The sequence below is a fragment of the Phycisphaeraceae bacterium genome (assembly GCA_019454185.1).
Classification (GTDB): domain Bacteria; phylum Planctomycetota; class Phycisphaerae; order Phycisphaerales; family UBA1924; genus JAHBWV01.
This window is the reverse complement of the sequence record CP075368.1, coordinates 2,638,807-2,665,220: the sequence shown is the minus strand read 5'-3', so window position 1 is coordinate 2,665,220 and position 26,414 is coordinate 2,638,807. Positions and strand designations below refer to the sequence as shown.

Sequence of the window (26,414 nt, the reverse complement as noted above, 5' to 3'; positions counted from 1 at the left end):
ACATTGAAACCGTTGCTTATGCATGTGCGCTCAAGTATAATGGTCAGTATGAATCGCCTCGCCACTTCCGATCGCGTCCGCATCCTCGCCTGCCTTGTGGAAGGCAACAGCGTTCGCGCCACCTGCCGCATGACCGGCTTCGCCAAGGGAACGGTCCTGAAGTTCGTGGCGGATATGGGCGAGGTGTGCGAGGAATACCACGATCGCAATGCCCGCGACCTTCAGGCGACGCGCGTCCAGTGCGATGAGATTTGGTCATTCTGCTACAGCAAGGAGAAGAACGTCCCCGATCGGATGCGCGGCACTCCGGGCGTCGGTGACGTTTGGACTTGGACCGCGCTCGACAGCACCAGCAAGTTCATGTGCGGGTGGTTCGTCGGGAACCGTGACGCGGAGTGTGCCGCCGCGTTCATGCAGGACTTGGCGGGTCGGCTGGGCAACCGCGTTCAACTGACCACCGACGGGTACAAGGTCTATGAGCGCGCCGTTCAGGACGCCTTTGGCTGGCAGGTGGACTACGCCATGCTCGTCAAGCAGTACGGCGAGCCCCGCGACGGTCAGGCCCGCTACAGCCCCGCCGAGTGCATCGGCACGCACAAGATCCCGATCAGTGGTCGCCCTATCAATGGCTATATCAGCACGAGTCACGTTGAGCGCAGCAACCTGACCATGCGGATGGGGATGCGTCGGTTTACCCGCCTGACCAACGGGTTCAGCAAGAAGTTCGCCAACCTTCGCGCGTCGGTCGCCATTCACTTCATGCACTACAACTTCTGCCGCGTTCACAAGACTCTGCGCGTCACGCCCGCGATGGAGATTGGCATTGCCGATCACGTCTGGGAACTGGAGGAACTGGTCGGCCTGCTGGACGCCAAGGAACTGGCCCCCGTCGGCACCGATTCCAACAAGCGTGGCCCGTACAAGAAGAAGGCCAAAGATTCAGACTGACCCACTACCCGGCTGCGCCAAGGAAACCGCGCCAGGACCAAACCGCATAGAATCATGACCCCAGTTCGTGCGCCGGTCGGACGGGTGTCCAGCCGCACGAAAACGAAGGGGCGGAACGAGGGTGTCGAATGAGAACGCGTGTCATTCTTTCGGCCGTGCTTGCGTGTGCGACGGTCTGCGTGGCGTCCGCGTCGGCACAGGATGGGACAACCCCACCCGCAACATCCCCCCAAACCCAGCCGGCCCCGGCACCGACCGAGGCCAAGGAGAAGATCGTGTACGTGAAGATGACCACATCGATGGGTGACATCGTGCTCGAACTCGACGGCGAGAAGGCGCCTATCTCGGTCGAGAACTTCATGAACTACGTCAACAAGGGCCACTACGACGGCACCATCTTCCATCGCGTGATCGACGGCTTCATGATCCAGGGGGGCGGCTTCACGCCCGATCTCAAGCAGAAGCCCGTTGACAATCCCATCAAGAACGAGTGGAAGAACGGCCTCAAGAACAAGGCCGGCACCATCGCGATGGCACGCACCAACGTCGCCGACTCCGCCACCAGCCAGTTCTTCATCAACGTCAATGACAACGACTTCCTCGACACGCCACGCGACGGCGCTGCCTACGCCGTCTTCGGCAAGGTCGTCTCCGGCATGGACGTCGTCAACAAGATCAAGGGCGTCCGCACCGGGATGCGCAGCGGCGGCATGAGCGATGTGCCCATCGAGCCCGTCATGATCCAGAAGACCGTCAAGATCACACGGGAAGAGGCGATCCCAGCAGGCAATGGCTAAACGCAACGCGAGCAAGCGAACCGGCGAACGCAAGGGCTCAGGCAAGACCCCTCGCGGGCAGGCCCCCATTGTCGGCGTGGTCATGGGATCACGCTCCGACTGGGAGACGATGCGCCACGCATCCGAGATACTCGACGAACTGGGCGTCCCCCACGAGTGCATGGTCGTCTCGGCCCATCGAACGCCCGACTGGCTCTTCGAGTACGCCGAAACCGCGCCCGAGCGCGGCATCCGCGTCATCATCGCCGGCGCGGGCGGCGCGGCCCATCTGCCCGGGATGATCGCGGCCAAGACCGTCCTGCCGGTGCTAGGCGTTCCCGTCCGCTCGTCCTCGCTCGCGGGCATGGACTCGCTCCTCTCGATCGTCCAGATGCCGAAGGGCGTTCCCGTCGGCACGCTCGCGATCGGCGAGGCCGGGGCCGCCAACGCCGCCTTGCTCGCTGCTTCCATCCTCGGATTGCAGGATGCCCGGCTCCAGAGCACGCTACGCGCCCAACGCGACGCACGCACCAGCGAGGTGCTGCAAGCCAGAGAGATCAAGACGACGACGCGCACCAAATCGCGCAGGAGTTGATCGGTGTCCGAACTTCGGCTCGGAGTTCTGGGGGGCGGTCAACTGGCGTTGATGCTCGCGCAGGCGGCGTCGAGTCTCGGCGTCTCCGTCAGGACTTTCGACGAATCCTCCGACGCCCCCGCAGCGCGGATCACCGATCATCGCGTCGGACGCTTCGACGATGACGAGGCCATCGCGCGGTTCGCCGATGGGTGCGACGCGGTCACGTGCGAGTTCGAGAACGTGCCCGCATCGACCCTCGAAGCCGCATCACGCCACGCGCCCGTCCGCCCGAACCCGACGGCGTTCGCGATCGCGCAGGATCGTGCACTCGAGCGAGGACTCTTCTCCTCGCTCGGCATTCCCACGACGACATGGGTCGCGGTCGGAAGCCCGGAGGATCTCGACCGCGCGATCGAGACGGTCGGCTTTCCCATGATCCTCAAGACCCGGCGCATGGGGTACGACGGCAAAGGTCAGTGTCTCGTGCGTTCGCCGGAGGAGGCGTGGACGCAAGGCGCGGCACTGCTCGCCTCCGCGCCCGGCGGGCTGATCGCCGACCGCATGGCAACGCTCCGTGCCGAGGTATCTGTCGTTGCGGTACGCTCCGCTGACGGGCAGGTCGCGAAGTATCCGCTCTGCCAGAACGAGCACCGACACGGCATCCTCTGGCGCACGCAGGCACCGGCACCGATCGGCGAGGACGCGCCGGAGATCGTCGAGAACGCCCGTGCCGCGGCCTTGCGCGTCCTGCACGCAATCGATTATGTCGGCGTGATGGCGATCGAGTTCTTCGTTGAAGGCGAGAACGGCGCGCTCTGCCTGCTGGCGAACGAGATGGCCCCGCGTGTGCACAACACCGGGCACTGGACGATCGAAGGGGCCAGCACCAGCCAGTTCGAGAACCACGTCCGCGCGGTGCTCGGGCTGCCTCTCGGGTCAACCATGATGACGACGCCCGAAGCGATCGCATCGATGTACAACATCGTGGGCCGCGTGCCCGCTCGCGGCTCGCTGCTCGCGGTGCCAGATGCGCGGGTGCATCTGTACGGAAAGCCCGCGCGACGCGCCCGAAAGCTGGGGCACGTCACACTCGTCGGGACGGATGCGCGGGAACTCTCGCGCAGGGAGACGATCGTTGAAGAACTCTGCGCGTGGGACGTCTGAACCCATGCTCAGCGTGACCACGACGCAGCGCGAACGCGCACGGAGATCAGGCATGAAACGTGTCATGGTGTGTGGTGTGGCGGCAGTCCTCGCGACAATCGCCGGTTGCGCAGCAAGCCAGAGAGCGACCGAGCGGACCGGGCTCGTCACGATGCGAGGCGCGCCGCTGACGCTCCAGGGTGTCGGTCCGGGGGCGCAGATCGGCAAGCCGGCACCGGACTTCGTCGCGATCGCGAACGACATGAGCGAGCGGTCCCTGCGAGACTACAGAGGCAAGACCGTGATCCTCGCGACAATCCCCTCGCTCGAGACCGCCGTCTGCGACGCCGAGACACGGGCCGTCAACGAGCGTGCCTCCGCGCTCGGCGAGTCGATCGCCGTCGTCACGGTGTCGATGGATCTTCCGTTCACGCAGAAGAAGTGGTGCGCCGCAGCGGGGATCGATCGCGTGGAGACGCTCTCCGACAGCCGCCTCCGACAGGTCGGCGACAACTACGCCCTGCGAATCAAAGAGAACGGGCTGCTCGCCCGCTCGGTGACGGTGATCGACGGCGCGGGGATCGTGCGGTACCAGGAGATCGTCCCCGAGCTGTCCCGCGAGCCGGATTACGACAGCGCGATCAAGGCCGCCCGTGCTGCCTCCGACGCTCGTTGAGCGAGCAACAGCCGCTCAACGCCCGACCGGCAGCCAGATCGTCGGCTTCAGCGAGCCGTGCGCCTCTTTCTCGCGCTCCGAGAGGTATCGATCAACCGGCAGCCCCGCCTCCTTCGCCGCGTCCCGTATGATCTGGTCATACTCCCGCATGCTCTCGGAGTTGTCGGAGTACCAGAAGCCGTCGATGTTGACATACGTCAGCGTGTACCCCTCGATCGGCTCGACGTTCTTCTTCTTGGACGCTGCCCCCGCGATCGACACGATCCCCCCGACAACCCCGCGCCCGCGTCGACCGCTCCGCAGCCGTGGCGAGCGCGACGACGACTCGACCTCCATCCCCATCTGCACCGTGGCCGTCTCCCCTGAGAACTTCACGCCGCACGGGTAGACGCCGAAATCGGCATCAACGCTGGCAAAGTCCTGCTCGATCATCCATACGAGCAGCGAGTCAACGCTCATCGACCTGAGCGACTGCGCATCGAGGCGGTTCCGCAGAGCCAGCACCATCTCCATCTTCGACGGTGCCAGTGCCCGGGTCTCGACCAGCGATGCGTCCAGCGCAAGCCGGAGCTCCTCCTGCAGCCACCCGACGCTCTGCGTGGACATCGTCGCCCGCCACCCCGCGCCATCCAGCGCTGCGATCGCCTCTTCCCCGCGCTTGTACTGTGCGAGCACCTGATCTTCCGCGCTCTCGGCACACCCCATTCCGAACGCAGACATCGCGATCGCCACGATACACAACAAACGATTCATATATACCTCCCAGAGCGCCTCAGCGGGCGATAGGGAGCAGCATATACAAACTGCAACCCTCGACGCAAGGGCATCTGTCGAGAAGCAATATCCCTTGTCGCAGCCACTTCCCCGGAGCGACGGGCGCCCGATGGAGAAATGGAGGAATCGCCCGGCCCCCGCAGGACTTACTTCAATCCCCGCGCGTTCTGAAGCGCAAGCAGCCCATACGCCGTGATCAGCACGGGGTTGTTCTCCATCCACCGGTCGTCCACACTCCGGAAAGACCCATCCTCATTCTGCAATGTGGCCAGTCGATCGATGAGGTCATTGGCCCAATCGCGGGTCTCGGTCCGTTCATCACCGGAGCCGCGAACCACGATGTCGATCGTCTCTTCTCCCCAGGCATGCATAGCTCGTGCAAAGGTGACGTAGTAGTAATACATCCCGTCCGTGCCGATCCCAGGGTTCTCCTCAAGGGTGTAGTTGCTCCGGAGCCACTCATACGCCGCCACCACGCGCGGATCGTCCCGCTTCAGATCCGCATAGATGTAACTCTTGAACCCCGCATACGTCATCGAGCCGTACGCACGCAGGCGGCTGATCTGCTGCCCGTTCTCGAGCGTCTCATCGATCATCCCCGCCTGCGATTGCCCCACAAGCCGATCAACGCTCTCGGCGTTCGGGCTCGTGGCATAGATAAACCCGCCCTGAGATGAGTGATCGGCGTACGGCATGTCGTTCACGCTGTCCAGCATCTGCGTGCGTGCGAGAAACACGAGCGCCCGCTCGAACGCCGGATCATCCCCGGGCACGCCGGAATCGTGCAGCGCCTGCAGCATGAGATTCAGATTGCTGTTGTCAGGACGACCATGGTTGCCATACCCGACGCCCCCATAGAACGGATGATCCCTTGTGACAACCTTTGTCTCCGTACCTGCGGGCGAGGTGGTGTCCGCCGCCTCGCTGTATTGCAACCCGCGCAGGAACGCCTGCGCACCCGGGATCACGCGCCGGGCCTCCGGCGTGCGTGCCCTTGCAAGCGCTGAAAGACAGATCGACGTGTTGTAGTTGGCGAGAATCTGGTCGTAGATGCCACCGTCTTCCTGCGCGTAAGAAAGGATGAACCGCAAAGCGCGATCGATATCCGGATCCGACGCGTCCTGCCCCGGTTCCATCAGCATCCCGTTCACCACCAGCCCGGTGATCGCGGGGTACACAGGGCCGGAAGGCGGAAGCGCCCACCCCCCCGTGCGATCGTCCTGCTGAGCACGGAGCCACTCGATCGCGCGGCTCGCCATCCGCTCCGCCTTCTCGCGTCGATCCGGGTCGATCGCTCTCGCGCTCACAACCGGCACAGCGCAGATCACAACCGAAAGGAGCAGGCGGGCGACGGGTGTGCGGCACATACGAACGGTCCTGCGTTGCATGATCTTCTCCAACTCCGATTGGTCTTCGGACTTCTTACTCTAAACGCCGTCGCTGCCCCCGAGTTGCAGAAACGTCGCGCATCCCACAACCGCAGCGGTCTCAATCCGCATGATGTGAGGCCCAAGACGCACGAACTCGATCCCCGCTGCCCTGGCCGAAGTGATCTCCGCCGGGCTCAGCCCCCCCTCCGGGCCGACCAGAAGGCGCACGCTCCGGCACGCGCTGCGAGTCGTCTCGCGAACATTGACCCCCGTCGCGTCCGCAATCAGCACACGCTCAGCACCGGGCGCGGCGAGCGCATCTCGGAACGCAATCGGCTCGCCGATCAGCATCGTCCACGCCCTGCCGCACTGCTTCGCACTCTCAACCGCGATCCGTTCAAGCCGCGCGAGCTTGCCTTCTCTGGGCTCGACGATGGTCCGCTCGCAGATCAGGGCACGCCAGAGCACACACCCGGTCTGGCTCAGTCCCTCGATCATCTCATCAAGGCGAGCCCCCTTCGGAGCCGCGCTCCAGACTTCGACACGGGGCGAGGGGGGCGGGTATGACTCGACGGCCTCGATGCGCAGGTCGAGTTGGTAGTTCTTTCGCGAACCGACGCGCTCAATGATCGCCGAAGCGATCTGGCCGGTTCCGTTCAGGACCTCGATCGCATCGCCCTGCTTGAGACGCTTGACCCGCGTCGTGTGCTGGGCCTCATCGCCGGACACGCTGATCATGACACCCGGTTCGAGCGTCTGAGCGTGGAGGAAGATGCGGTGGACCGACATGCCCGGACTGTACCGCTCTCCACATGCCGGGCGGTGAATGGGCGGAAAGTGGGGGGTGAGTGGGGGGAAAGTGGGGGGGGTAGGTTGGGGGCGGCGGGTACCGGAGACGTCCGAGAACCGGGCGTATGCCACCAGGAGCCGAGAGAATCGCGTATTCCGGCGTCGGGGTGTGGGTCGATCGTGGAGACCCCTTGAGTCTCTCCGGATCGCACCCGATGATACGAGTTGGACTTTGGCGGATTGCATGAGCGACACACCCAGCCAGGGCGAGCCGATTTCGCTCGACTCCGTCATCGACGAGTTGCTGGAGTCAGCCGCGCAGGATCAGTCGGCAACCACCGAGGAACCCGCTGAGCCCGCTGCCGTCTCAGCACCCGAGGATGGGGCGGCCGACCCGCACGCACACGATCTCGCCGCGGCGACGCACCATTCCGAACAGATCCAGGACCCGCTGAACGAGTCGTTGGCCAAGTCGCTCGATGTGCTACTGAAAGAAGCCGAAGCCCTGCAAGCGACTGTCTCCGAGGTCGCCCCCGAACTTCCGACAGACCTCGCGCCGCCCCCGGCACCCCCCCCGGCACCACCCCCCGAACCTTCCATCCAGAATCCACAAGTTGGTCCTGCCCCGGCCGGGCCAATCGAAGAGGCGGAAGACGTTGTCACCCCAACCGACTCAGGCACCGAACCACCCGAAGCCCTCGCCACGGCTGAGCCGGCGGATTCGAATGCCGGCACAATCCAGTCACTGGATGCCGAACTCGCGGCACTGACCGACGATCTTCTCGCTGGAGACTTTGAGGCGCCTCCGCCTCCCGAGCCCGAGCAAGCACCAGAGACACCCCACGCCCAAGAGGCCGCGGCACCGCATTCCGCCGCACACGCCGCGCCCGTGGTCGGGGCAACCGCAGCAGTCGCGGGCGCAGCCCGTGAGCCGACATCACAAACCCCCGCGCAGCCATCGGTGAGCGACCAGCCCGTTACATCGGCCGGCGTCGCGCTGTCGTCACGGGCGATCGCCCTGCTCAAGCGCGGCGCGATCGGCGCGAGCGAGCCAGCACGGATCGCGCTCGGGCTTGTCTCCGCTCCGCTCGCCGGGAAGCGTTCGTTGCAGCAATCGATCGGGTGGCTTGCGGCGTACACGCTCTTCGTGGCCGCGGGGCTGTGGGTCTATCTGATCGCGTTCCACACACCCCAGGGCCCCCAGGCGACGAGCGCGCCCTCTTCGCTCCACGGCGGCGCACACGCAGACGATGCGCACGCGAAGGACACCCACGCCGACGATCACGATTCCGATCACGACAAGAAGGACGGCGGAAAGCCCAAGTCGTCCGGCGCATCGGACCACGGCACCAAGAGCGATGGCCACGGATCACCGAAGGCGGATTCGGGCCACGGTGCGAAAGATGCGCACGGTGCCAAGGACAGCCATGGCGCAAAGAAGGGCGACAGCCACGGGGCACCAACCCAGACCACACGCGTCGTGAACGGCTACGCCGTCTCGAAGCACGCACCCGCAGGCGCGGCAAAGAAGGACGCGGGCGGCACGAAGGACAGCCACGGCGCGAAGAAGGACGAGAAGAAGAAGTCCGGCGGGCACTAGGCCCTGTCTGACGGATGCCTTTGGTGGCACCGCTCTCCAGAGCGGTGATGAAATCGCCGCATCAATCGGCCACTTCCTGCACAAGAGAATCCCCAGCATGCTGGGGCTCTCACATCTCACTCGATCCGAGTCGGCCGACCACGAAGATCGGCCGGCAGTGTTCGCTTCCAGCCCGAGCGTCGCCCTCGTTGGCGCCATCACCACAGCGCACGCACGCGGATCGTGTCCGGCACGGTCCGCAGACGATCGTCGAGCGATGGAGCATCGGAAGGGTCCACGTCGAGCACGACATAGCCGATCTGCTCATTGGTGCGGAGATACTGGGCGTTGACATTGACGCCCAGCTCCGCCGTGATCGCGTTGATGTGCCCGAGAACGCCCGGCACATTCCTGTGAAAGTGCAGGATGCGGTGGGTCCGGTGCTCGATCTGTCCGTCGGTGCGCACCTGCTCGGGCAGATCGACCTCGGGGACGTTCACCGCGCCGGTCGTCGAGCCGTTGTTCACAAAGCGGGCGAGCTTGCCGACGACATCAACGGCGATGCTCTCCTGCGCCTCCTCGGTGCTGCCGCCGATGTGGGGCGTCAGGATGACGTTCTTCAGCCCCTGAACCGGCGACACAAACGCGTCGCCCTTGCCCGCGGGCTCAACCGGGAAGACATCGAGCGCCGCTCCCGCGATGCGCCCCGATCGCAACCCATCGGCGAGCGCGTCGAGATCAACGACTGTGCCCCGGGCGTTGTTGATCAGGAACGCGCCCGATCGCATCTGCGCGATCTGTCCTCGGCCGATCAGGTTGTCGGTGCTCGACGTCGCGGGTACATGCAGCGTGACAGTGTCCGACTCTGCAAGCAACTCGCCCAGCGTGCGAACCTGCTTCGCGTTGCCCAGCGCGAGCTTCGGCGCAATGTCATAGAACAGCACACGCATCCCCATCGCCTCGGCGAGCACCGAAACCTGCGAACCGATGTGCCCATACCCGACAATCCCCAGCGTCCGCCCGCGGATCTCGTGGGCCCCGGTCGCGGACTTGTCCCAATCACCCCTGTGCAGACCCACGGACTTATCCACCAGCGAGCGATTGAGCGAGATGACCTCCGCGATCGTGAGCTCGGCGACCGAACGCGTGTTGCTGAAGGGGCTATTGAAGACCGGAATCCCCCGGTCGCACGCCTCACGCGTGCCGACCTGATTGGTGCCGATGCAGAAGCAGCCGATCGTCAGCAAACGCGGAGCCGCCGCGAGAACCTCCGGCGTGATCGTGGTCTTGGAGCGAATCCCGATCACGTGCGCATCCGACGCCGCCTTCAGCAGCGCATCCCCCTCCAGCGCCTTCGCGTGACACTCAACATGGAACCCCTCGGCACGCAGGATGTCCGCCCCGCGCGGGTGGACACCCTCCAGCAGCAGGATCTTGATCCGATCCTTCGGGAATGAGGTCGGAAGCGGAGTGGATTGGGTGGCACCGCTCTCCAGAGCGGTGGTACTTGGGCTTGAAGTTGTGGGTGATGGCACCATGCGTGTTTGTTCCATCGAGAGTAAAGAGAGCGACGCATGAATCGGACACCGCTCTGGAGAGCAGTGCCGCCTCGGACTAGAACTTCACGATATCCGCCAGCACCAGGGCCCCGAGAACCACGCCCAGAATGATCCGATAGACGCCGAACGGCGTCAGCCCGTGCTTGTTCAGAAACCCCACAAGCCACTTCACCGCGAACGCCGCAGAAACCGCGGCAACCACGATCCCCAGCACCACCGGCGTGTACCCGAGCTGCTCGAACAGGTTCGCCTCACCCGTCTCGGAGGCGTGCTTCAGGTTTTTCAACAGCTTGTAGCAGCACGCCCCGCCCAGCGTCGGCAACCCCAGCAAGAAACTGAACTCCGCCGCTTTCGCCGGCCGAAGCCCGGCCATCACGCCCGCCGTGATCGTCATCATCGAGCGGCTCGTCCCCGGCCACATCGCGATGCACTGCACAACACCGATGATGAGCGCCTTCGTTGGCGTGAGGTCATTGATGTCGAGCCCCGGCTGCGGTGCATCGGCAGCGACTGCCGGGTACTTCTTCTTCCGCCAGATGTCGAGAGCGATCATGTACACGCCCCCAACGATGAGAGCTGCGATCACCGGCCCCGGAGAGAAGAGCTTGGAGCTGATCCAGTTGTCCAGCAGCACACCCAGCACCGCGGCCGGCAGAAACGCGATCAGGATATTGATCGCCAGCCGCAGGCCATCCCTGTCCTTCCCGATCAGGCCCCGCAGCATCGAGAGAACCCGCGGGAAGTAGAGCCCGAGCACGGCAAGGATCGCCCCTCCCTGGATCACGATGTTGAACGCATCAACAGACGACTTGACGGATGGGTCGTCGAGCTTCAGGAACGCCGCCGCGAGGATCAGGTGTCCCGTGGAACTCACCGGGAGATACTCGGTGATTCCTTCGACGAGTCCGAGGATGATGGCTTGCAGTGGAGTCATGAGAACGTCACAAAGTCACCGTCACACAATGCCAGGCATGCGGACAATAGCGCGAAGGGTGTTATCGTCTAGATACGACGATGCCCACGGTCATTCCCATCACTTCCCTCGCCGACGACCCGAGATTGCTCCCCTACGCCAACCAGCGGGACGCGTATCTCCGGGCCGCCCACCTCCGCGATATCGACAAGTCCGCCCCGGATTCCGCTCAAGTCGAGGCAGATGCCGGCGATTCAGGGCTCTTCGTCGCCGAGGGTGAACTGGTTGTCCGGACCCTCCTGCACTCGGCCTACGAGGTCCGCTCCCTCCTCGTCCGCGAGGGGCACCTCGCCAAGTTCGAACGCGATCTTCACGATCTCGAGAGAAGAACCGGCAAGCCCCTCCCTGCCTTCGTCGCCTCCCAGCACGTCATGGACGAGATCGTCGGCTTCCACATCCATAGGGGCGTGCTCGCGTGCGGCTGCCGAAAGACCGGTTCCCAAGCAGCCACAACGCAACCCGCAGCAGCCGACGCACGTCCCGCCTCGTCCGCATGGTCAGAAGAGGACCTCATCGCCAACGCCCGGACGCTCGTCCTGCTCGAAGACCTCTCGAATCACGACAACGTCGGCGGCATCTTCCGGAACATCGGGTGTCTCTGCCCGGTGGAACGCACCGCCGCACTCCTCTCCCCCCGGTGCTGCGATCCCCTTTATCGCAAGTCCCTCCGCGTCTCCATGGGGCACGCGCTCCGCGTGCCGTTCGCACAGGCCGAGGAATGGAGCGCCACGCTCGACCGCATCGAACAAGCCGGTTTCACGATCGTGGCGATGGAGACGAGTGAAGCCGCGGTCCCGATTGCTGAGGTGGTCTGGCCGGAGCGGGTCGCGCTGGTCCTGGGAGCAGAGGGGCCGGGGCTGCGCCGAGAGACCATCGCGCGGGCCGGGCTACGCGTCAGGATCCCGATGGCGCCCGGTGCCGATTCGCTGAACGTCGCGACGGCAGCGGGGATCGCCCTCTCGTGGATGCGCCTCGTGTGAGGGATGCGTTCGCCGCAACCCGGTCTGTACCGCCCATCGAGGCAAGATGCGGGAAGCGTCTCTATACTCGGACTCGCTGTCGCACCAGGACAACCGCTTCGTTATGAGACTTCATCCACATCTCGTGCCGACCCGATCCCGACTCGCCCGCCGCTTGTGGGTCGGCACCAGCGCGGCGATCCTCGCCGGGCTCGCGGCTGTGGGGAACGGGTGCAGAACCAAGCCCCTGCTCTCGCCTGACTACGAGCGTTCGCAGTTCGATCGATACGACCGCGTGCGCGACGAGTACGCCGCCCAGTACGTCTTCGATGAGTTCGGACGCAGGCGCCCGAATCTTTCAGGACGTCTGATGCCCCGCGATTGAGCCCGAGCCCGTGAAAGTGTGAGGGATCGGGTGAATCTGCAACGATTTTGCGGGATTGCGCGAGCAAACTCACGGGAATTGGAAAGAATGATGGTGTCCGTGTCCGATTCTTCTGTGCGCGGCGCGAGCGGAGCTTGCTCGCCGCTCTCTTGAGAGTCGGAACGCAACGTATCGGACGAAGCGGACAAGAGGTCCGTGCCGTCCGGCTGATGGGGTAAGTTCATGGCGCGCAGGAAGAGCACCAGCAACAGGAAGGGTCAGGGCCGTTCGGCTCCGGCTCTCTCAACGCGGACGCGGGTTGTCTGGGGCTCACTCGTCGCTTCCATGACCGTCGTCAGCGGTCTGCTCTGGGTGATGGACGGCGCCAAGGCCCCCCGCGTCGACGGCTGGTCGATGCCCGCATTGGCACAGGCCTCCGCTCCCTCGTCGATCGAGTCGGTCTTCGCCACACGGGCCGCCATGGAACGGGGTCGTTGGACCTCCATCGTCATCCACCACAGCGGCTCCACCGTCGGCTCCGCCCAGACCATCGAGGCCCAGCACCTCGCGATGAACCTCAAGGGGCTCGGCCACCACTTCGTCATCGGCAACGGGCGCGGCGCGCCCGATGGCCAGATCCACGTCGGCTTCCGCTGGCTCGACCAGTTGCCCGGTGCCCACGTCGGTGGCCCCAACGCCGAGACGCTCAATCGCGAGTCCATCGGCATCTGCCTCGTCGGCAACGGCGACCGCTCACCCTTCACGCAGGCACAGGTCCAGCGTCTGGTCGAACTGGTCAACGCCCTCGCCACCGAACTCGCGATCCCCGCCGATCGCATCTACCTCCACTCCGATGTCGCCAGAACCAGCGACCCCGGGCGGCTCTTCCCCGCCGCCGCGTTCCGCGAGCAGGTCGCGCACCTGCGATGATCCTCCCTCGCCAAAGCCCGAAACCCACCATCTGATCTAGAGCGGTTGAAGTTCAGGCGTAGCGGCTGGAGCGTCGGCGAGACAAGCGTGGCGCGGAGGCCGAAGCAGGCGTATCCCCAGTGATACGCCGATACAGGCCGACAAAGCCACGCAAAGTCGCAGCCAGCTCCGGACGTTACGAATGGACTGAAACTGCTCTAAATCCCCGACGGTCTCCGCACCCGCGCGCAGAAACCCCCCAGACCGGAACAACCTGGGCCTCACATCAGACGCCTCCATTCGCTCAGGGCACGATCCTGACCACGCTCACGCCCTCGACCAGTAACTCGTACATCTGCGCGATGTCGTCCGAGTGCATGCGGACACACCCCATCGAGCGTTGCCTGCCGATGCTGTCCGGCTCGATGGTGCCGTGCAGGCCGTACCCGACATACGGGGCCGAATCGCCGACCCCCTCGATGCCGATCCAGTGCTCGCCGATCGGGTTCTTCGGGTCATCCGCCGCGAACTTCTCGCCCGTGCGCGGGTTCACCCAGTACGGGTTGACCAGCTTGCTGTTCTTCTTGACGACAAAGTTCCCCGTCGGGGTGCCGTTGTCCTCGCCGAGCCCGACCGTGTAAGAGCGAACAAAGACCCACGACGACGGCTCATCCGGCGAGCCCATGTACAGATCGAGCCGGTACGCGCTCTTGGTCACGACGGCATGGAACGGCCCGCGCACGAGCTTGAGCTTCTGGCCCACGCTGATCCGGTTCGGGTTCGAAAGACGGTTGACGCGCTGGATGAGACGCCAATCCGTCGCCAGGTCGCGCTTGCTCGCGATCTTCGCGAGCGCATCGCCGGACTGGACGGTGTACGTCTCAACAAACGTATCCCCGGGATAGACCTTCGGGGAGAACACCAGATCGTCGTTCACTGCCCCGAGCCGCTGACGCAGCGGGGCACGCTCCGTCTCGGTCTTCGCACTCGCCAGAGCCCGCGAGAGAATCTGACGCGCCGCAACCAGATCACCCGCCTTGATCTTCTCTTCCGCGCTCCGCACGCTCCGCTCAAGCTCGCTCACAGGTGTCGCGATCGGATCCGCGGCGGGCACGCTCGTACCGGGTGCCGGGTTCGTCTCGCTCTGCGCCGGATTCGTCCCCCCAGGCGGATTGGTCAGACCCGTGCCAGAAGTGGGATTGGTCGTGGGGGTGGTTGCGTGGGGGGGCGTGGTGGTAGAAGTGGGGGGGGTAGAGGGGGGTGGTGTCAGCGCCGTGATGACATTCGGATCAGTCGGCGTCGGTCCGGTGCCGCGCTCGCTGAGTGCCCGCCCGAGCGGGCCCGCGCTCTCGGTTTCAACAGGACGCGCGCCGCCCGATCCCTGCTCGATCACCAGCGGCCGATCGGCCTCCTTCTCCTTGGGCGGCGGGAGCATCGCCATCGATCCGCTCTCGCGCGGTGCGGGCTTGGACGATTCCGTCTGTGTCGGCGTCTGCGTCGGCGTCTGTGTCGCCGGTTGGCGAGCGAGCGTGCTCCCGCCCTTCGGCGTTCCCGCGTTCGCCGCAGACGGGCCCGGCAGCCGCAGCCCACGATCCTCCGGCACCGGCTCGCTCCGGACGCTCGTATCGACCGGCTCGTTCTTCGGCCCGTCGTTCTTCTTCCCAAGACCGCCCAGCCCCCAAGAGGCAAGCGCGACCACAACCACGCCACCGACCACAGCCAGCGCGATCAACTGCGGCGTCAGACGGATCTTGAACGGACGCCGAGAGGTATACACGCGGCCGCTGCCGCCGGCTCGCGCAGTCTGTGAGGGCAAGGTCATCGTCAAGGTCCCTTCCATGAGCGGCATCGATCCCAACCGCGCTCCGACGCGGCACGGAGAAAGCGATGCATCCATGCGTCCGGATCATAGAAGCCGGATTCCACGCACCAAACCACGATTATCGACCAGAACCCCTGCCGGAGGCCTACTTTGCGGCTCGTTCCCAGATCCGTCCCCCTTCGGTCCAGATCTCGTCCATCGGCTCGTCGGTCGCTTCTCTGGGCACCCGATCCACAACCTGGATCCCAAAGCACACCCCGATGATCCGCGACTGGCCCGGATGCTCGCGCCTGAGCGACGCGACGAAACGGTCATAGAACCCCGCACCCCGCCCAAGCCGACCACCCTCGCGATCAAAGGCCAATCCCGGCGCAATCACGACCTCAGGCGGCTTCGTCGGCTTGGCGCACGTCGCCGCCGGCTCTGAGACCCCGAATCGCCCCACAACCAGGTCAACAGGCGGCTGGCGCACGATCCGTGGCTCGACAATCCCTCGATCCCAGTCCGTCCGAGGCAGCGTCACCTCGGCTCCCATGCCGATCAACGAAGAGATCAACGCCCGAAGATCGACTTCCGCAACCGGCGCGCCCCGCACAGCGATCCCCAGGGGCCAATAGAGCATCACACGCCGATTCCCGGAAAGACGCGGGTACAACAAAGAAGCGGTCGTCCCCGACCAGATCCGCGAGACCTCGGGAACGAGCGAGGCGATCCGTGCCCGCATCGCGGCACGCATCGCCCGTTTCGAGGCCCCGATGTCACCCGACTCCGTCATCACAACGCGTCCCGGCGAACACCCCCGGAGCATCACGCCCCGCGGGGTGTCTCACCAGAATGTACCACATACGGGGGACGATTGCAGCCGTATCCGCAGCCGCCCGCGCGTGGGAACGTTGCTTGCTTGAGGATCTCAAACGCCGGTTGCCATCACGCCCGATACGCCGAAGCGACCTTGTTCAACGCCTCACGAACCACCCGGAAGTGCTCCTCAGTCAGATCGTGGTGCATCGGCAGCGCGAAGACCCGCGACGACAGCGAATCCGCGACGGGGCAGTCGTTCTTGTTCCACTTGGCCAGCGCGGGCTGCTTGGGCAGCGACCGCGGATAGTGGACAGCCGTCGGCACACCCTCGGCCATCAGCGCCTTGCAGAACTCGTCTCGCGTACAGCGGAACTTCGAGAGATCCATCTTCACGACATACAAGTGGTACACGGCCTCCGCGCCGGGCGTGGTAGTGGGGGGGATCAGCCCGTCGATCTCCGACAGGATCGCGTCGAACTTCGCCGCGTTCTTCTGGCGGGTCTTGGTCTGGTCCGGCAGGCGATCAAGCCGCGAGCAGCCGATCGCGCCCGTGATGTCGTTCATCCGGTAGTTGTACCCGATGTGCTCGTGCAGGTACTTGTCCGTCTCACCGTGCGAGCGCAGCAGCTTGATGCTCTTCGCCAGCCCATCGTCGTTGCACGAGATGCTTCCGCCCTCCCCCGTGCCCAGGTTCTTCGTCGCGTAGAACGAGTACGTCACCGCGTCCCCGAACGCGCCGATCCCCTTCCCCTTGTACGTCGCAAGGTGCGACTGGGCCGCGTCGTACACAACCTTCAGGCCGTGCTTCTGCGCCAGCGCCTGCACCGCGTCGATATCCACCGGGCAGCCATACAGGTGGGTCGCCGCGATGCCCCTGGTCTTCGCGGTCACCTTCTTCGCCGCATCGTTCATATCAATCTGAAAGGTCTCGGGGATCGCATCAACGAACACCGGGGTGCAGCCCCGCGCCACGATCATCGATACGGTCGCGATGTACGACCACGCCGGGACCAGAACCTCATCACCCGGCTGGAAGAGGGGCTCATACGCCAGTTGCAGCGCGCAAGTCCCGTTCGCACAGGTCATCATGTGTTTCGCGCCCGAGATCTGCGCGAACCGCGTCTCGAGCTCCTCACACTTCTTCGCCGCACGCAACATGCCGGACTTCAACACCGCCGTCGCAGCGTCCACGTCGGCCGGGCTCAACCCGGTCGACATGAAGGGGATCGGGGTCTTTGAGACTGGGGCACCGCCCAAAAGGGCAAGATCCGAGGTGCTGCCGACGGCGGATGAGACTGGCGAGGCGGTTGTCGTGCTCAAGTCGGACTCCTTTCCGGCGCGTCCCGGAACCGGTACGATAGGACTGCGTAGCCCCATCGGACGGCGACGCAATCGGTCAGGCGTATGCCCGATCGGGATGCGTTCGGAACTCGGCCCTTGCCGCGTTCAGCCGGAAACACACACGCACGGGCGAGGGCTCTCGGGAGCCGCCCGCTGCGAGTCCGCAGCGGACGCCGGCACCCCGGCGACCGACGGACACTGACGTGAGATGAAGCATGAATCGCGATCGTTCTGACGCCACGGGCCAGACCCGCGGCACGTGGACAAGGAGCTTGCTCGTGAGGCGACTCATCGCTTGTGCAGCGTGCGCAGGACTTGCCCTCCTACTCGCCTCGCCGGATGGCGCGGGCGCGTCGGCGCACACCACCCACACACAGCCCGCGACCGACGACTCCGTCGCCGGGTTCGGAGGCGAGAAGGCATTCACCCGACCCAAGCAGGACGCCGTCATGGGGCTGAGTCTCCCGACGACCATCCGAGAGGTCCTCGTCAAGGGTGGGGATCGGGTCAAGAAGGGGCAGGTGCTGGTGCGGGGCGACGACGCCGAAGAACTCGCCCTCCTCAAGGCGCAGCAACTGCGGGCCGGATCCTCCTTGCCCGTCGATCGCGCTGAGAAGGCCGTCGAACTCCAGCGGTTCGAGTACGACCAGTTGCTCAACCTCCAGCGTGAAGGAGGGGGCTCTCCGCAGGAACTCGAACGCGCCCGACTCTCGCTCGAAGCCGCGAAAATCGACTACGAGACCGCCAAGTTCAACCAGGAGCAAGAGCAGATCCAGGTCGATCGCGTGATCGCGCGCGTCGATCGCTACAGAATCCTCGCACCCTTCGACGGCGAGGTGGACACCGTCTTCATGGACGCCGGCCAGAGCGTCACCGACAACGACAAAGTCCTCCGCGTCGTTGAGATCGATCCCCTCGAGATCGACGTCGCCCCGCCCATCGCCGTCACCCTCGCCGACCCCTCCACCGGCAGAGAAGCCGTCCGCGTCGGACAACAGGCCTGGGTGCTCATGGAACTCCCGGGCGAACCCCGAGTCCACGTCGGCAAAGTCACGGAAGTCAGCCCCGTCGCCGATCCACGCAGCGGCACTCGCCGCGTCCGCGTCGAAGTCGCCAATCCCGAAGGGATCGTCGCCGGACTCACCGCTTGGGTCCGCTTCACAGAGCCGCAGGGTATCTGGAAAGAACGCATCGTCGGCAGACAGATCACAAACTCACTCGACGTAGATCCCGCAGAACCCGCGAGCCACGAGGTCGCGTCACAAGGGGGCCGGCGGTGATCGACCTCTCGAACCTCAAGTCTCCGGCATGGCAACGGGTCGTCGCTGAACTCACAGCGCCCGCCGCCGACGACCGCACATTCCTCCTCCGCGTCGTCGGCGTGCTCGGCCACGTCGCCGGTGCGAGACAGGCAGTTCTCTACACGATGCCGCGCGCCGCAGAAGGCGCGATCGAAGGAGAGGACGCGGGTGCTGCCCCGCCAAGGCCCATCCTCGTCTGGCCCCCGCAGACATCCGCCGCCTCGGGCACACAAAGGCAGGATCCATTCGCCGACGACCCCGCTTCCCAGGTCACCAACCCCGCCGACATGGCCTCCGCCGCCCGCCTCGCCATCGATGGAGGACAGGCACAGGTCTTCGGGTTCGAGAAAGACGAGATGTTCTACGACGGCGGAGCCGGCGGGCACGTCATCTCCGTGCCCCTGGCGGTCGGCTCGCCCGACTCACCCGCACCCGTTGCCTACGCCGTCTCGATGCTCGTCGAGGGGCGCTCACGTCCCGCCCTCCAGACCACGATCGCACTCGTCGAACTCGTCGCCGGATACGCGCACGCACACCGCACCGGACAAGCGCTCAAACGCCTCCGGGTCTCGAGCGCGGCCCTCGACCTCGCGGCCCGACTCATCGCCGCAGTCAACGCCGCGCCAAGCTTCAAGGGCGCGGTCCTGCAACTCGCAAACGACCTGGTCCGCCAGCTCCACGCCGAGCGTGTCTCGATCGGCTGGGCCAAGGGTGTCGGCCGAAAGGGCGAGGGCGAGTCGGTTCACGCCGTCGCCATCAGCGACACCGAGCACCTCGACCGGCGCATGGCCATGGTCCAGAAACTCGAAGGCGCCATGAACGAGTGCTTCGACCAGGAGCAGCCCGTCATGTTCCCCCCCGCGCCCGAAAAGGGTCCGGGTGCAGACATCGTCCTCGCCACAGCGATCACGCACGCACACCGCGAACTCGCCGCCGGGAACGCCGCGGCCCGCGTCATCTCGCTCCCGCTCCGCGTCGAAGAGCGTCTGATCGGCGTCGTGACCGTCGAAACAGCCGGAGGCCCCGAAGGCGGCTCGATCGATGTGCAGACGATCGAACTGCTCCAGGCCGTGCTCGACCTGCTCTCGCCCGTGCTCCGCATCCGGCGCAGCGACGACAGGGTCCTGCCCCTCCGCGCGTGGGACGACGCGCTCAAGGCCGGCGCATGGCTCGTCGGCACCACGCACACCGTCTGGAAAATCGCGGGCGCAGCACTGATCGCGCTCATGCTCGTCCTGACGCTGGTGGATGTGCCGTATCGCGTCGAAGCCCCGGCGGAGCTGCGCCCCCGCGAGCAGCGCGTCGTCAGCGCACCCTTCGACGGCCTGATCGCCTCGCTCGCGCCCGGCATCGAGCCCGGATCCCGCGTCGAACCCGGCCAGACCCTCGCGCTCATGGACACCAGCGAACTCCGCCTCCAGGCGATCAACGCCCAGGGTGAGATTCTCCGCGCCTCCAAGCAGGCCGACAGCGAGCTCGCCTCGGGCAAACTCTCCGAGGCGCAGCAATCCCGCGCCAAGGCCCAGCAGGCCCAGGCCGAACTCGACCTGCTCAACACCCGCATCTCGCAGGCGACCCTCACGGCTCCGATCGCAGGAACCATCATCGCCGGCGACCTCCGCGAGCGCGTCGGCTCATCCGTCAAGCTCGGCGACGCCCTCTTCCAGATCGCGCCCCTCGAAGACATGCTCGTCGTCGCGAAGGTCGGGGATCGCGACATCTCGCTCGTCGAGGTCGGCGCCACCGGCAGCGTCGCGACCAAGGCATACCCCGCCCAACGCCACGCATTCGCCGTCGAACGTGTCGTCCCACTCTCGCAGGCAGAAGAGGGCAAAAACGCCTTCGAGGTCCGCGCACGGCTCGAATCCCCCGCCGGGTGGATGAGGCCCGGCATGGAAGGGTTCGCAAAGTTCGACGCTGGCGAGCACTCCCTCATCTGGATCGGCACACGACGCATCCGAGACACACTCCGACTCTGGTTGTGGTGGTGAAGACATGAACGACCGCCCCACCTTCAGCCCCTTCTGGCACCGCGTCCGCGCCATGCGCCCGCGCCTCAGGCCCCACACACAGATCACCCGCCAGCACTACCGAGGCCGACGCTGGCACGTCGTGCAGGACCCCGCCACAAACCAGTACTACCGGCTCAACCCCATCGCCTACCAGTTCGTCTCCCTCCTCGACGGCGCACGCACCATCGAAGACGCATGGAAACTCTCCCTCGGTGAGCACGGCGATGCCGCCCCCACGCAGAACGAGGTCATCACACTCATCTCACAGCTCTACAACGCCAACCTCCTCGCCGTCGAGACAACGCCCGAGACCGATCAGCTCCTCCGACGCGGCCGCGAACGCTTCAAGAAAAAGGCCATGTCCCAGGCCATCGGCCTCATGTACTTCAAGATGCGCCTCTTCAATCCCGACCCGCTCCTCACCAGGATCGAGCCGGTGCTCAGGCCGCTCCTCAACAAATGGGGCTTCCTCTTCTGGCTCGCCTTCGTCATCTTCGCCGCATTCCGCCTCGCGCCGGAGTGGGCCCAGCTCCGCAGCGGCGTCGAATCAGCCGTCGCGCCCGCAAACTGGGGGTGGATGGCCCTCGTCTTCGTCGTCACCAAGGCGATCCACGAGATCGGCCACGGCGTCATCTGCAAACGCTTCGGCGGACAGGTCCCCGAGTTCGGCGCGATGCTCCTCGTCCTCGTTCCCGCACCATACGTCGACGCCTCCGCATGCTGGGCATTCGCCAGCAAGTGGAAGCGCATCGCCGTCGGCGCAGGCGGCATGATCTTCGAGCTCTTCATCGCCGCCATCGCCGCCCACGTCTGGCTCGCCACCCCGCAGGGCGAACTGCTCCATCAGATCGCCTACAACGCGATGCTCACCGCCGGCATCTCGACCGTCCTCTTCAACGCCAACCCCCTCATGCGCTTCGACGGCTACTACATCCTGAGCGACCTGCTCGAGGTGCCGAACCTCATGCAACGCTCGACCTCCATGCTCACCCACCTCTGCCAGAAGCACATCTACCGGCTTAAGGACGCCACACCCCCGACCACACTCCCCGGCGAGCGACGCATCCTCCTCACCTACGGCGTGCTCGCCCTCGCCTATCGCATCTTCCTCTTCATCTCGATCACGCTCTACGTCATGGGCAAGCTCTTCGCCATCGGGCTCGTGCTGGCGATCTGGACCGGCGTCATGTGGTTCGTCCTCCCCCTCGGCAAACTCTCGCACTGGCTCGCCGCTCATCCGCCCCTCGCCGAGCATCGTTTCCGCGCCGTCGCCACCACGCTCGGGCTCTTCCTCGCCGCCATGCTCGCCGTCGGCGCCATCCCAGCCCCCGATCGCCGGCGCGCAACCGGCGTGGTCGAAAGCGAGGCACGCACCGGCATCTTCGCCGGCGCAAACGGCTTCGTGCGAGTCGCCCACGTCCGCGCCGGTGACCGCGTCCGCGCAGGCGATCCGATCGTGACGTGCAACAGCCCCGAGCTCGAACGGGCCCTCGAAGCCGCCCGAGCAATGCTCGAAGGCGCGCTCAGCCAGGAGCGCGAGGCAACCGTCCAGGATCCCGCCCTCGCGCTCGTCGCTCGCGAACGCGTCGCCGCCATCAACGCACAGATCGCCTTCATCGAAGATCGCCTCTCGCGCCTCATCGTCCGTGCCCCGCACGACGGCACCGTCGTCGGCAGCGACCCGGCCCAGCTCGTCGGCGCGTTCGCGCGAGAAGGAGACGGCATCTGCGAGATCGTCGATGAGTCCCGCGTCCGCGTCGCCGCTCTGCTCCCCCAGAAAGAAGCCGCGTGGCACTTCGAACTCGGCACAGAGGGATACGCCGTCCGTATGAGGTCGTTCTCACGACCCGGGCACGAGATCGAGGGCGCCAACGTCCGCGTCATCGACGCCGGACAGGTCCGACTGCCGCACGCCGCACTCGGCTTCGCCGGAGGTGGCGTCGTCGAGACGCAGCAATCCGACAAACAGGGAAGAATGGCCAAGAAGCCCCAGTTCGTCCTCTACGTCGAGCCACCGGCAGGGAGCGCACCCGCGATCGGCGCGCCCGGCGAACGCGTCGCCCTCCGATTCCACCTCCCCTGGAGGCCGCTCATGGCCCAGTGGGTCGATCGTTTGCAGAAACTCGTTCAGGGAAGGGTGGACGTGTGAGCGGCACCGCCCCGCCGGGAACGACCAACGCGGTCACGCGCTACCAGGCGCTCTGGGAGAGCGTGCGCAGCCGCCGCACCAAGCCGCTTGTCGCCAAGGGGCTCGACAAGATCTCGACACGCCTCTCGGCCCGCCTGCGCAACCGCCGCACCGCGCTCCGGTTCCTCCTCGCCGAGGCCGAGCGCATCGACCGGCTCGCGCCCGAACTCCGCAACCACTCCGAAGCCGCACTCGACGAGTCCGTCCGTGAGATCCGCGAAGCCGTCGTCCGCGGCACAAGCGACGACGCAACCCTCCGACGCGCCGTCGCACTCCTCCGAGAGGTCGCCCGCAGACAGACAGGCGAAGAGGCATACGTCGTGCAGGTCGCCGGCGCGCTCGGACTCATCCACGGACGCATCGTCGAGATGAAAACCGGCGAGGGAAAGACCCTCACCGGCTCCGTCGCAGCCCCCATCATCGCCTGGCAGCGCAGACGCCTCCACGTCTTCACCGTCAACGACTACCTCGCCAAACGCGACGCACACTCGCGTGAAGGCATCTACCGCCGCTGTGGCGTCAGCGTCGGCGCCATCGTCCAGGAGATGAACCCATCCGAACGCGCAGAGGTCTACGCGCGCAGCATCGTCTACGGCACCCCCAAGCAGATCACCGCAGACTGGTTACGCGATCAGATCCGCATGGGGCCCGTCACCTCCGCATGGGAAGGACGCACAATCACCGGGCTGGCCGAGGCCGGCTCAGCGGGCGGGCTCCTGATCCCGGGGCTCCGCGCCGCGCTGGTGGACGAGGCCGACGCCGTCCTGATCGACGAGGGCGTGGTGCCCCTGATCATCGCGCGCTCACGCCACGAAGACGAGATGTCCCCGATCTACAAACAGGCCGACGCCCTCGCCTCGAAACTCGACGAAGGACCGGACTACAAGATCGACCACCTCCGGCGCAAGGCCGAACTCCGCCGCCGAGGAGAGCACCGCCTCGAAGAGATGTTCAAGCAGATCGACGATCCCATCTGGCGGGCCACGCGCCGCGCCAAGGAACTCGTGCGCACCGCCCTCGTCGCCCGCCACTGCTACATCTCCGGCCAGCAGTACCAGATCGTCGACGGACGCGTCGTCATCGTCGACGAATTCACCGGACGATTCCTCGCCGATCGCTCCTGGGAACACGGGCTGCACCAGGCCGTCGAGGCCAAAGAAGGGCTCGAGATCACCGCCGATCGCGAGACGCTCGCCCGCATGTCCTTCCAGCGATTCTTCAGGAGCTACCCCTTCCTCGCAGGCATGACCGGCACCGCCGCCGACGCCACCGCCGAGATCGAACAGGTCTACGCCCGTCCGGTCACCATCGTGCCCACCAACCGACCCGTGATCCGGCACGAGTGGCCCATGCGCATCTTCAGAACCTCCGAAGCCAAGTGGTCCGAGATCGCACGATCGATCGAGCAGGTCCACGCCGAGGGACGCCCCGTCCTCGTCGGCACCAGATCCATCGCCGCATCCGAGCACATCTCGAAGCGCCTCGAAGCCCGCGCCCTCGAACACCGCGTCCTCAACGCAAACTTCGACAAAGAAGAAGCAACACTCATCGCGCAGGCAGGACGCGCGGGCGCGATCACCGTCGCAACCAACATGGCCGGCCGCGGCACCGACATCCTCCTCGACGATCGAGCCCGACAAGCCGGCGGCCTCCACGTCATCCTCACCGAGGTCCACGGAGCCCGCCGCGTCGATCTCCAGTTCATCGGACGATCCGGCCGACAGGGCGACCCCGGCTCCGCACAGATCTTCTGCTCGCTCGAAGACGAACTCATCGTGCAGCACGCGCCCAACCTCTCGCGCGGACTCCGCGTCTCGGGCGCGAGCGAAGAGATCGGATCCAACCCCGTCGCGCAACGCCTCGTCCGACTCTCCCAGGCCCGGGCCGAACGCCGCGCACGCATCATGCGCGCCGGCGTGCTCCGCCAGGACGACTGGGTCGAGAAGCACCTGCCGGGAATGTAAACCCGCATCGACGACCCGTCCCAACGATCGTCTCCCGGTGGACAACCGGTGGATACGCCCCGCAACGTCCAGACATTCTGCGATACTGCGCACCGCTCGAAGCAGGATGTGTCTTGCTCCGTGCGACCGGAATGCTCTGCTCGTTCGGGAGGTCCAACATGAGTCTGAAGATGCGATGCGTGTCGAACGCGCGAGAAGCGCGTGGCAGTTCGACAACACACGCCCTGCTCGGCCTGCTCCTCGCCGGCGCGTTCGCGCTCCCCACGCTCGCACAGCCCCTCAAGGTCTACTTCGGCAATCTCCATGCCCACACCAGTTACAGCGACGGCTCCGGCACGCCCGCGATGGCCTTCGATCACGCGCGGCTCAACGGCCTCGACTTCATGGCCATCACCGAGCACAACCACGCCCAGGCCGAACGCAACGCGGGCGATCGACGCGACGGCATCCTCATCGCCACCGACCACTCCCTCTACCGAGGCACGCCCGCCAACGGCGAACGCTCCCTCGTCGATGCCGCACTCGAAGCATCCGCCTCCGGTCTCTTCGTCGCCCTCTACGGCCAGGAGTTCAGCACGATCTCCAGCGGCAACCACGCCAACGTCTACGAGGTCCAGGACGTCATCCCCAGCACAAGCGGCCGATACGACCAGCTCGTCCACTGGCTCGCATCCAACCCCGACTCGACCGGCAAGCCCGCCTTCATCCAGCTCAACCACCCGAGCTCGGAATACCGCCGCACCACCGAGTACGGACGCGACGACTTCGGGGGCGACGACAACTGGATCCGAGAGATGGGCCGCCACGCCGCGCTCATCGAGATCATCAGCGGACCCGCCCTCTCAACCGGCTCCCGGCTCTCGGTGCCGCGCGACAAAGAGTTCGACTACGTCCACTACCTCAACCTCGGCTTCCGCGTCGCGCCCACCGCCAACCAGGACAACCACTACTTCAACTGGGGCGACCTCACCACCGCACGCACAGGCGTCATCGCTCACGAACTCTCACGCAACGCAATCATCGAAGCCATCCGCGCACGCCACGTCTACGCAACCACCGACCACAACCTCCGCGTCATCGCCCGCGTCAACGGGCGTCTGTGCGGCTCCGCCATCCCCGTCCCCCCGACCGGCAGCGAACTCGCCATCACCATCGAGATCCACGACGACGACGAGCCCGACGCCGAGTACCGCATCGAGGTCTTCAGCGACGATGCGCCCGGAGGCCCGCTCGCGTCGAGCATCGAGTTCATGGATCTCGGTGTCGGCAACGGCACACACACCGTCGAAGGCATCGCCGCGACGGGTCCGGATCAATACGTCTTCTTCCGCATCTACCAGCGCATCACCGAGAGCGACGGCGAAGACGCACGGGGCGACAGCGTCTGGACCGCCCCCGTCTGGATGGACCCGCGTGTCACCGACGATCAAGCACCCGCGCCGACACCCTCCGTCGTCGCCTCGAAGAACTCAAAGATCTACCACGTCGATCCCTCGTGCAGCGGAGCCCGCGCCATCAAGCCCGCCAACAAACTCTTCGGCGACGATGCCATGCAGGGCCGCACGCCCCACGACGGCTGCCCCAGATAG

22 protein-coding genes are annotated in these 26,414 nt (G+C 65.7%); 14 read left to right on the top strand and 8 right to left on the bottom strand.

The window, feature by feature from the left end:
• Window positions 1–48 precede the first annotated feature (48 nt).
• From KF838_11365 to tpx, 5 genes are all read left to right on the top strand, one after another.
• Complete coding sequence (locus KF838_11365; protein ID QYK47376.1) at window positions 49–948, top strand: DDE-type integrase/transposase/recombinase; 900 nt, start codon at window positions 49–51, stop codon at window positions 946–948.
• 128 nt (window positions 949–1,076) lie between these two features.
• A complete protein-coding gene (locus KF838_11360; protein QYK47375.1) occupies window positions 1,077–1,745 on the top strand; it encodes a peptidyl-prolyl cis-trans isomerase in 669 nt (222 codons plus the stop codon).
• On the top strand, window positions 1,738–2,319 hold the full coding sequence (gene purE, locus KF838_11355) for a 5-(carboxyamino)imidazole ribonucleotide mutase (GenBank protein QYK47374.1): 582 nt from the start codon (window positions 1,738–1,740) through the stop codon (window positions 2,317–2,319). Before KF838_11360 ends, purE begins: the two co-directional genes overlap by 8 nt.
• Window positions 2,320–2,322: 3 nt before the next feature.
• Window positions 2,323–3,465: a 5-(carboxyamino)imidazole ribonucleotide synthase gene (locus tag KF838_11350; protein ID QYK47373.1), complete on the top strand. Its 1,143-nt coding sequence runs from the start codon at window positions 2,323–2,325 to the stop codon at window positions 3,463–3,465.
• A gap of 52 nt (window positions 3,466–3,517) precedes the next feature.
• Window positions 3,518–4,120, top strand: a complete 603-nt coding sequence (tpx, locus tag KF838_11345) for a thiol peroxidase (GenBank protein QYK47372.1) — start codon at window positions 3,518–3,520, stop codon at window positions 4,118–4,120.
• 15 nt (window positions 4,121–4,135) lie between these two features.
• Here the strand turns inward: tpx and KF838_11340 are convergent, their stop codons facing one another.
• The 3 genes from KF838_11340 to KF838_11330 all read right to left on the bottom strand — a co-directional run bounded on the left by KF838_11340 (window position 4,136) and on the right by KF838_11330 (window position 7,053).
• On the bottom strand, window positions 4,136–4,873 hold the full coding sequence (locus tag KF838_11340; GenBank protein ID QYK47371.1) for a hypothetical protein: 738 nt from the start codon (window positions 4,871–4,873) through the stop codon (window positions 4,136–4,138).
• A 167-nt stretch (window positions 4,874–5,040) separates the two neighbouring features.
• Complete coding sequence (locus tag KF838_11335; protein ID QYK47370.1) at window positions 5,041–6,282, bottom strand: terpene cyclase/mutase family protein; 1,242 nt, start codon at window positions 6,280–6,282, stop codon at window positions 5,041–5,043.
• 39 nt (window positions 6,283–6,321) lie between these two features.
• Window positions 6,322–7,053, bottom strand: coding sequence for a 16S rRNA (uracil(1498)-N(3))-methyltransferase (locus KF838_11330; GenBank protein ID QYK47369.1), 732 nt, complete (start codon window positions 7,051–7,053; stop codon window positions 6,322–6,324).
• A 244-nt stretch (window positions 7,054–7,297) separates the two neighbouring features.
• Between KF838_11330 and KF838_11325 the strand changes: the two genes are divergently transcribed.
• The gene (locus KF838_11325) at window positions 7,298–8,653 is read left to right on the top strand and encodes a hypothetical protein (protein ID QYK47368.1); all 1,356 of its coding nucleotides are present in this window, start codon (window positions 7,298–7,300) and stop codon (window positions 8,651–8,653) included.
• Between the two features lie 197 nt (window positions 8,654–8,850).
• Here KF838_11325 and serA read toward each other — a convergent pair whose 3' ends face one another.
• Both serA and KF838_11315 read right to left on the bottom strand, forming a co-directional pair.
• On the bottom strand, window positions 8,851–10,170 hold the full coding sequence (gene serA, locus KF838_11320; GenBank protein QYK47367.1) for a phosphoglycerate dehydrogenase: 1,320 nt from the start codon (window positions 10,168–10,170) through the stop codon (window positions 8,851–8,853).
• 76 nt (window positions 10,171–10,246) lie between these two features.
• Window positions 10,247–11,125, bottom strand: coding sequence for an undecaprenyl-diphosphate phosphatase (locus KF838_11315; GenBank protein QYK47366.1), 879 nt, complete (start codon window positions 11,123–11,125; stop codon window positions 10,247–10,249).
• An 80-nt stretch (window positions 11,126–11,205) separates the two neighbouring features.
• On the opposite strand from KF838_11315, the gene KF838_11310 reads away from it, so the two are divergent.
• The 3 genes from KF838_11310 (at window position 11,206) to KF838_11300 (ending at window position 13,417) form a co-directional block, all read left to right on the top strand.
• Window positions 11,206–12,144: an RNA methyltransferase gene (locus KF838_11310; GenBank protein QYK47365.1), complete on the top strand. Its 939-nt coding sequence runs from the start codon at window positions 11,206–11,208 to the stop codon at window positions 12,142–12,144.
• A 124-nt stretch (window positions 12,145–12,268) separates the two neighbouring features.
• Window positions 12,269–12,508 carry a hypothetical protein gene (locus KF838_11305; GenBank protein ID QYK47364.1) on the top strand — a complete coding sequence of 80 codons (240 nt, stop codon included), beginning with the start codon at window positions 12,269–12,271 and terminating at the stop codon, window positions 12,506–12,508.
• A gap of 222 nt (window positions 12,509–12,730) precedes the next feature.
• Window positions 12,731–13,417, top strand: a complete 687-nt coding sequence (locus tag KF838_11300; protein QYK47363.1) for an N-acetylmuramoyl-L-alanine amidase — start codon at window positions 12,731–12,733, stop codon at window positions 13,415–13,417.
• Window positions 13,418–13,700: 283 nt separating this feature from the next.
• Here KF838_11300 and KF838_11295 read toward each other — a convergent pair whose 3' ends face one another.
• The 3 genes from KF838_11295 to KF838_11285 all read right to left on the bottom strand — a co-directional run bounded on the left by KF838_11295 (window position 13,701) and on the right by KF838_11285 (window position 17,339).
• Window positions 13,701–15,218, bottom strand: coding sequence for a L,D-transpeptidase family protein (locus KF838_11295; GenBank protein ID QYK47362.1), 1,518 nt, complete (start codon window positions 15,216–15,218; stop codon window positions 13,701–13,703).
• A 145-nt stretch (window positions 15,219–15,363) separates the two neighbouring features.
• A complete protein-coding gene (locus KF838_11290) occupies window positions 15,364–15,993 on the bottom strand; it encodes a 5-formyltetrahydrofolate cyclo-ligase (GenBank protein QYK47361.1) in 630 nt (209 codons plus the stop codon).
• Window positions 15,994–16,145: 152 nt separating this feature from the next.
• A complete protein-coding gene (locus tag KF838_11285; GenBank protein QYK47360.1) occupies window positions 16,146–17,339 on the bottom strand; it encodes a DegT/DnrJ/EryC1/StrS family aminotransferase in 1,194 nt (397 codons plus the stop codon).
• A gap of 299 nt (window positions 17,340–17,638) precedes the next feature.
• Here KF838_11285 and KF838_11280 point away from each other — a divergent pair, with 299 nt between their 5' ends.
• The 5 genes from KF838_11280 to KF838_11260 all read left to right on the top strand — a co-directional run bounded on the left by KF838_11280 (window position 17,639) and on the right by KF838_11260 (window position 26,414).
• Window positions 17,639–18,640 carry an efflux RND transporter periplasmic adaptor subunit gene (locus KF838_11280; protein QYK47359.1) on the top strand — a complete coding sequence of 334 codons (1,002 nt, stop codon included), beginning with the start codon at window positions 17,639–17,641 and terminating at the stop codon, window positions 18,638–18,640.
• A complete protein-coding gene (locus KF838_11275; protein QYK47358.1) occupies window positions 18,637–20,652 on the top strand; it encodes an efflux RND transporter periplasmic adaptor subunit in 2,016 nt (671 codons plus the stop codon). Before KF838_11280 ends, KF838_11275 begins: the two co-directional genes overlap by 4 nt.
• A gap of 4 nt (window positions 20,653–20,656) precedes the next feature.
• Window positions 20,657–22,822 (top strand): PqqD family peptide modification chaperone, encoded by a 2,166-nt coding sequence (locus tag KF838_11270; GenBank protein QYK47357.1) that lies wholly within the window; start codon window positions 20,657–20,659, stop codon window positions 22,820–22,822.
• Window positions 22,819–24,825 (top strand): hypothetical protein, encoded by a 2,007-nt coding sequence (locus tag KF838_11265; protein QYK47356.1) that lies wholly within the window; start codon window positions 22,819–22,821, stop codon window positions 24,823–24,825. The genes KF838_11270 and KF838_11265 overlap by 4 nt, the downstream gene beginning before the upstream one ends.
• Window positions 24,826–24,983: 158 nt before the next feature.
• Complete coding sequence (locus tag KF838_11260; GenBank protein ID QYK47355.1) at window positions 24,984–26,414, top strand: CehA/McbA family metallohydrolase; 1,431 nt, start codon at window positions 24,984–24,986, stop codon at window positions 26,412–26,414.

Coding starts and splice junctions, on each gene's coding strand:
- KF838_11365 (QYK47376.1), top strand. CDS start 49: ATGAATCGCCTCGCCACTTCCGATCGCGTCCGCATCCTCGCCTGCCTT.
- KF838_11340 (QYK47371.1), bottom strand. CDS start 4,873: ATGAATCGTTTGTTGTGTATCGTGGCGATCGCGATGTCTGCGTTCGGA.
- KF838_11335 (QYK47370.1), bottom strand. CDS start 6,282: ATGCAACGCAGGACCGTTCGTATGTGCCGCACACCCGTCGCCCGCCTG.
- KF838_11325 (QYK47368.1), top strand. CDS start 7,298: ATGAGCGACACACCCAGCCAGGGCGAGCCGATTTCGCTCGACTCCGTC.
- KF838_11295 (QYK47362.1), bottom strand. CDS start 15,218: ATGACCTTGCCCTCACAGACTGCGCGAGCCGGCGGCAGCGGCCGCGTG.
- serA (QYK47367.1), bottom strand. CDS start 10,170: ATGGTGCCATCACCCACAACTTCAAGCCCAAGTACCACCGCTCTGGAG.
- purE (QYK47374.1), top strand. CDS start 1,738: ATGGCTAAACGCAACGCGAGCAAGCGAACCGGCGAACGCAAGGGCTCA.
- KF838_11330 (QYK47369.1), bottom strand. CDS start 7,053: ATGTCGGTCCACCGCATCTTCCTCCACGCTCAGACGCTCGAACCGGGT.
- KF838_11315 (QYK47366.1), bottom strand. CDS start 11,125: ATGACTCCACTGCAAGCCATCATCCTCGGACTCGTCGAAGGAATCACC.
- KF838_11260 (QYK47355.1), top strand. CDS start 24,984: ATGAGTCTGAAGATGCGATGCGTGTCGAACGCGCGAGAAGCGCGTGGC.
- KF838_11310 (QYK47365.1), top strand. CDS start 11,206: ATGCCCACGGTCATTCCCATCACTTCCCTCGCCGACGACCCGAGATTG.
- KF838_11300 (QYK47363.1), top strand. CDS start 12,731: ATGGCGCGCAGGAAGAGCACCAGCAACAGGAAGGGTCAGGGCCGTTCG.
- KF838_11270 (QYK47357.1), top strand. CDS start 20,657: ATGAACGACCGCCCCACCTTCAGCCCCTTCTGGCACCGCGTCCGCGCC.
- KF838_11290 (QYK47361.1), bottom strand. CDS start 15,993: ATGACGGAGTCGGGTGACATCGGGGCCTCGAAACGGGCGATGCGTGCC.
- tpx (QYK47372.1), top strand. CDS start 3,518: ATGAAACGTGTCATGGTGTGTGGTGTGGCGGCAGTCCTCGCGACAATC.
- KF838_11360 (QYK47375.1), top strand. CDS start 1,077: ATGAGAACGCGTGTCATTCTTTCGGCCGTGCTTGCGTGTGCGACGGTC.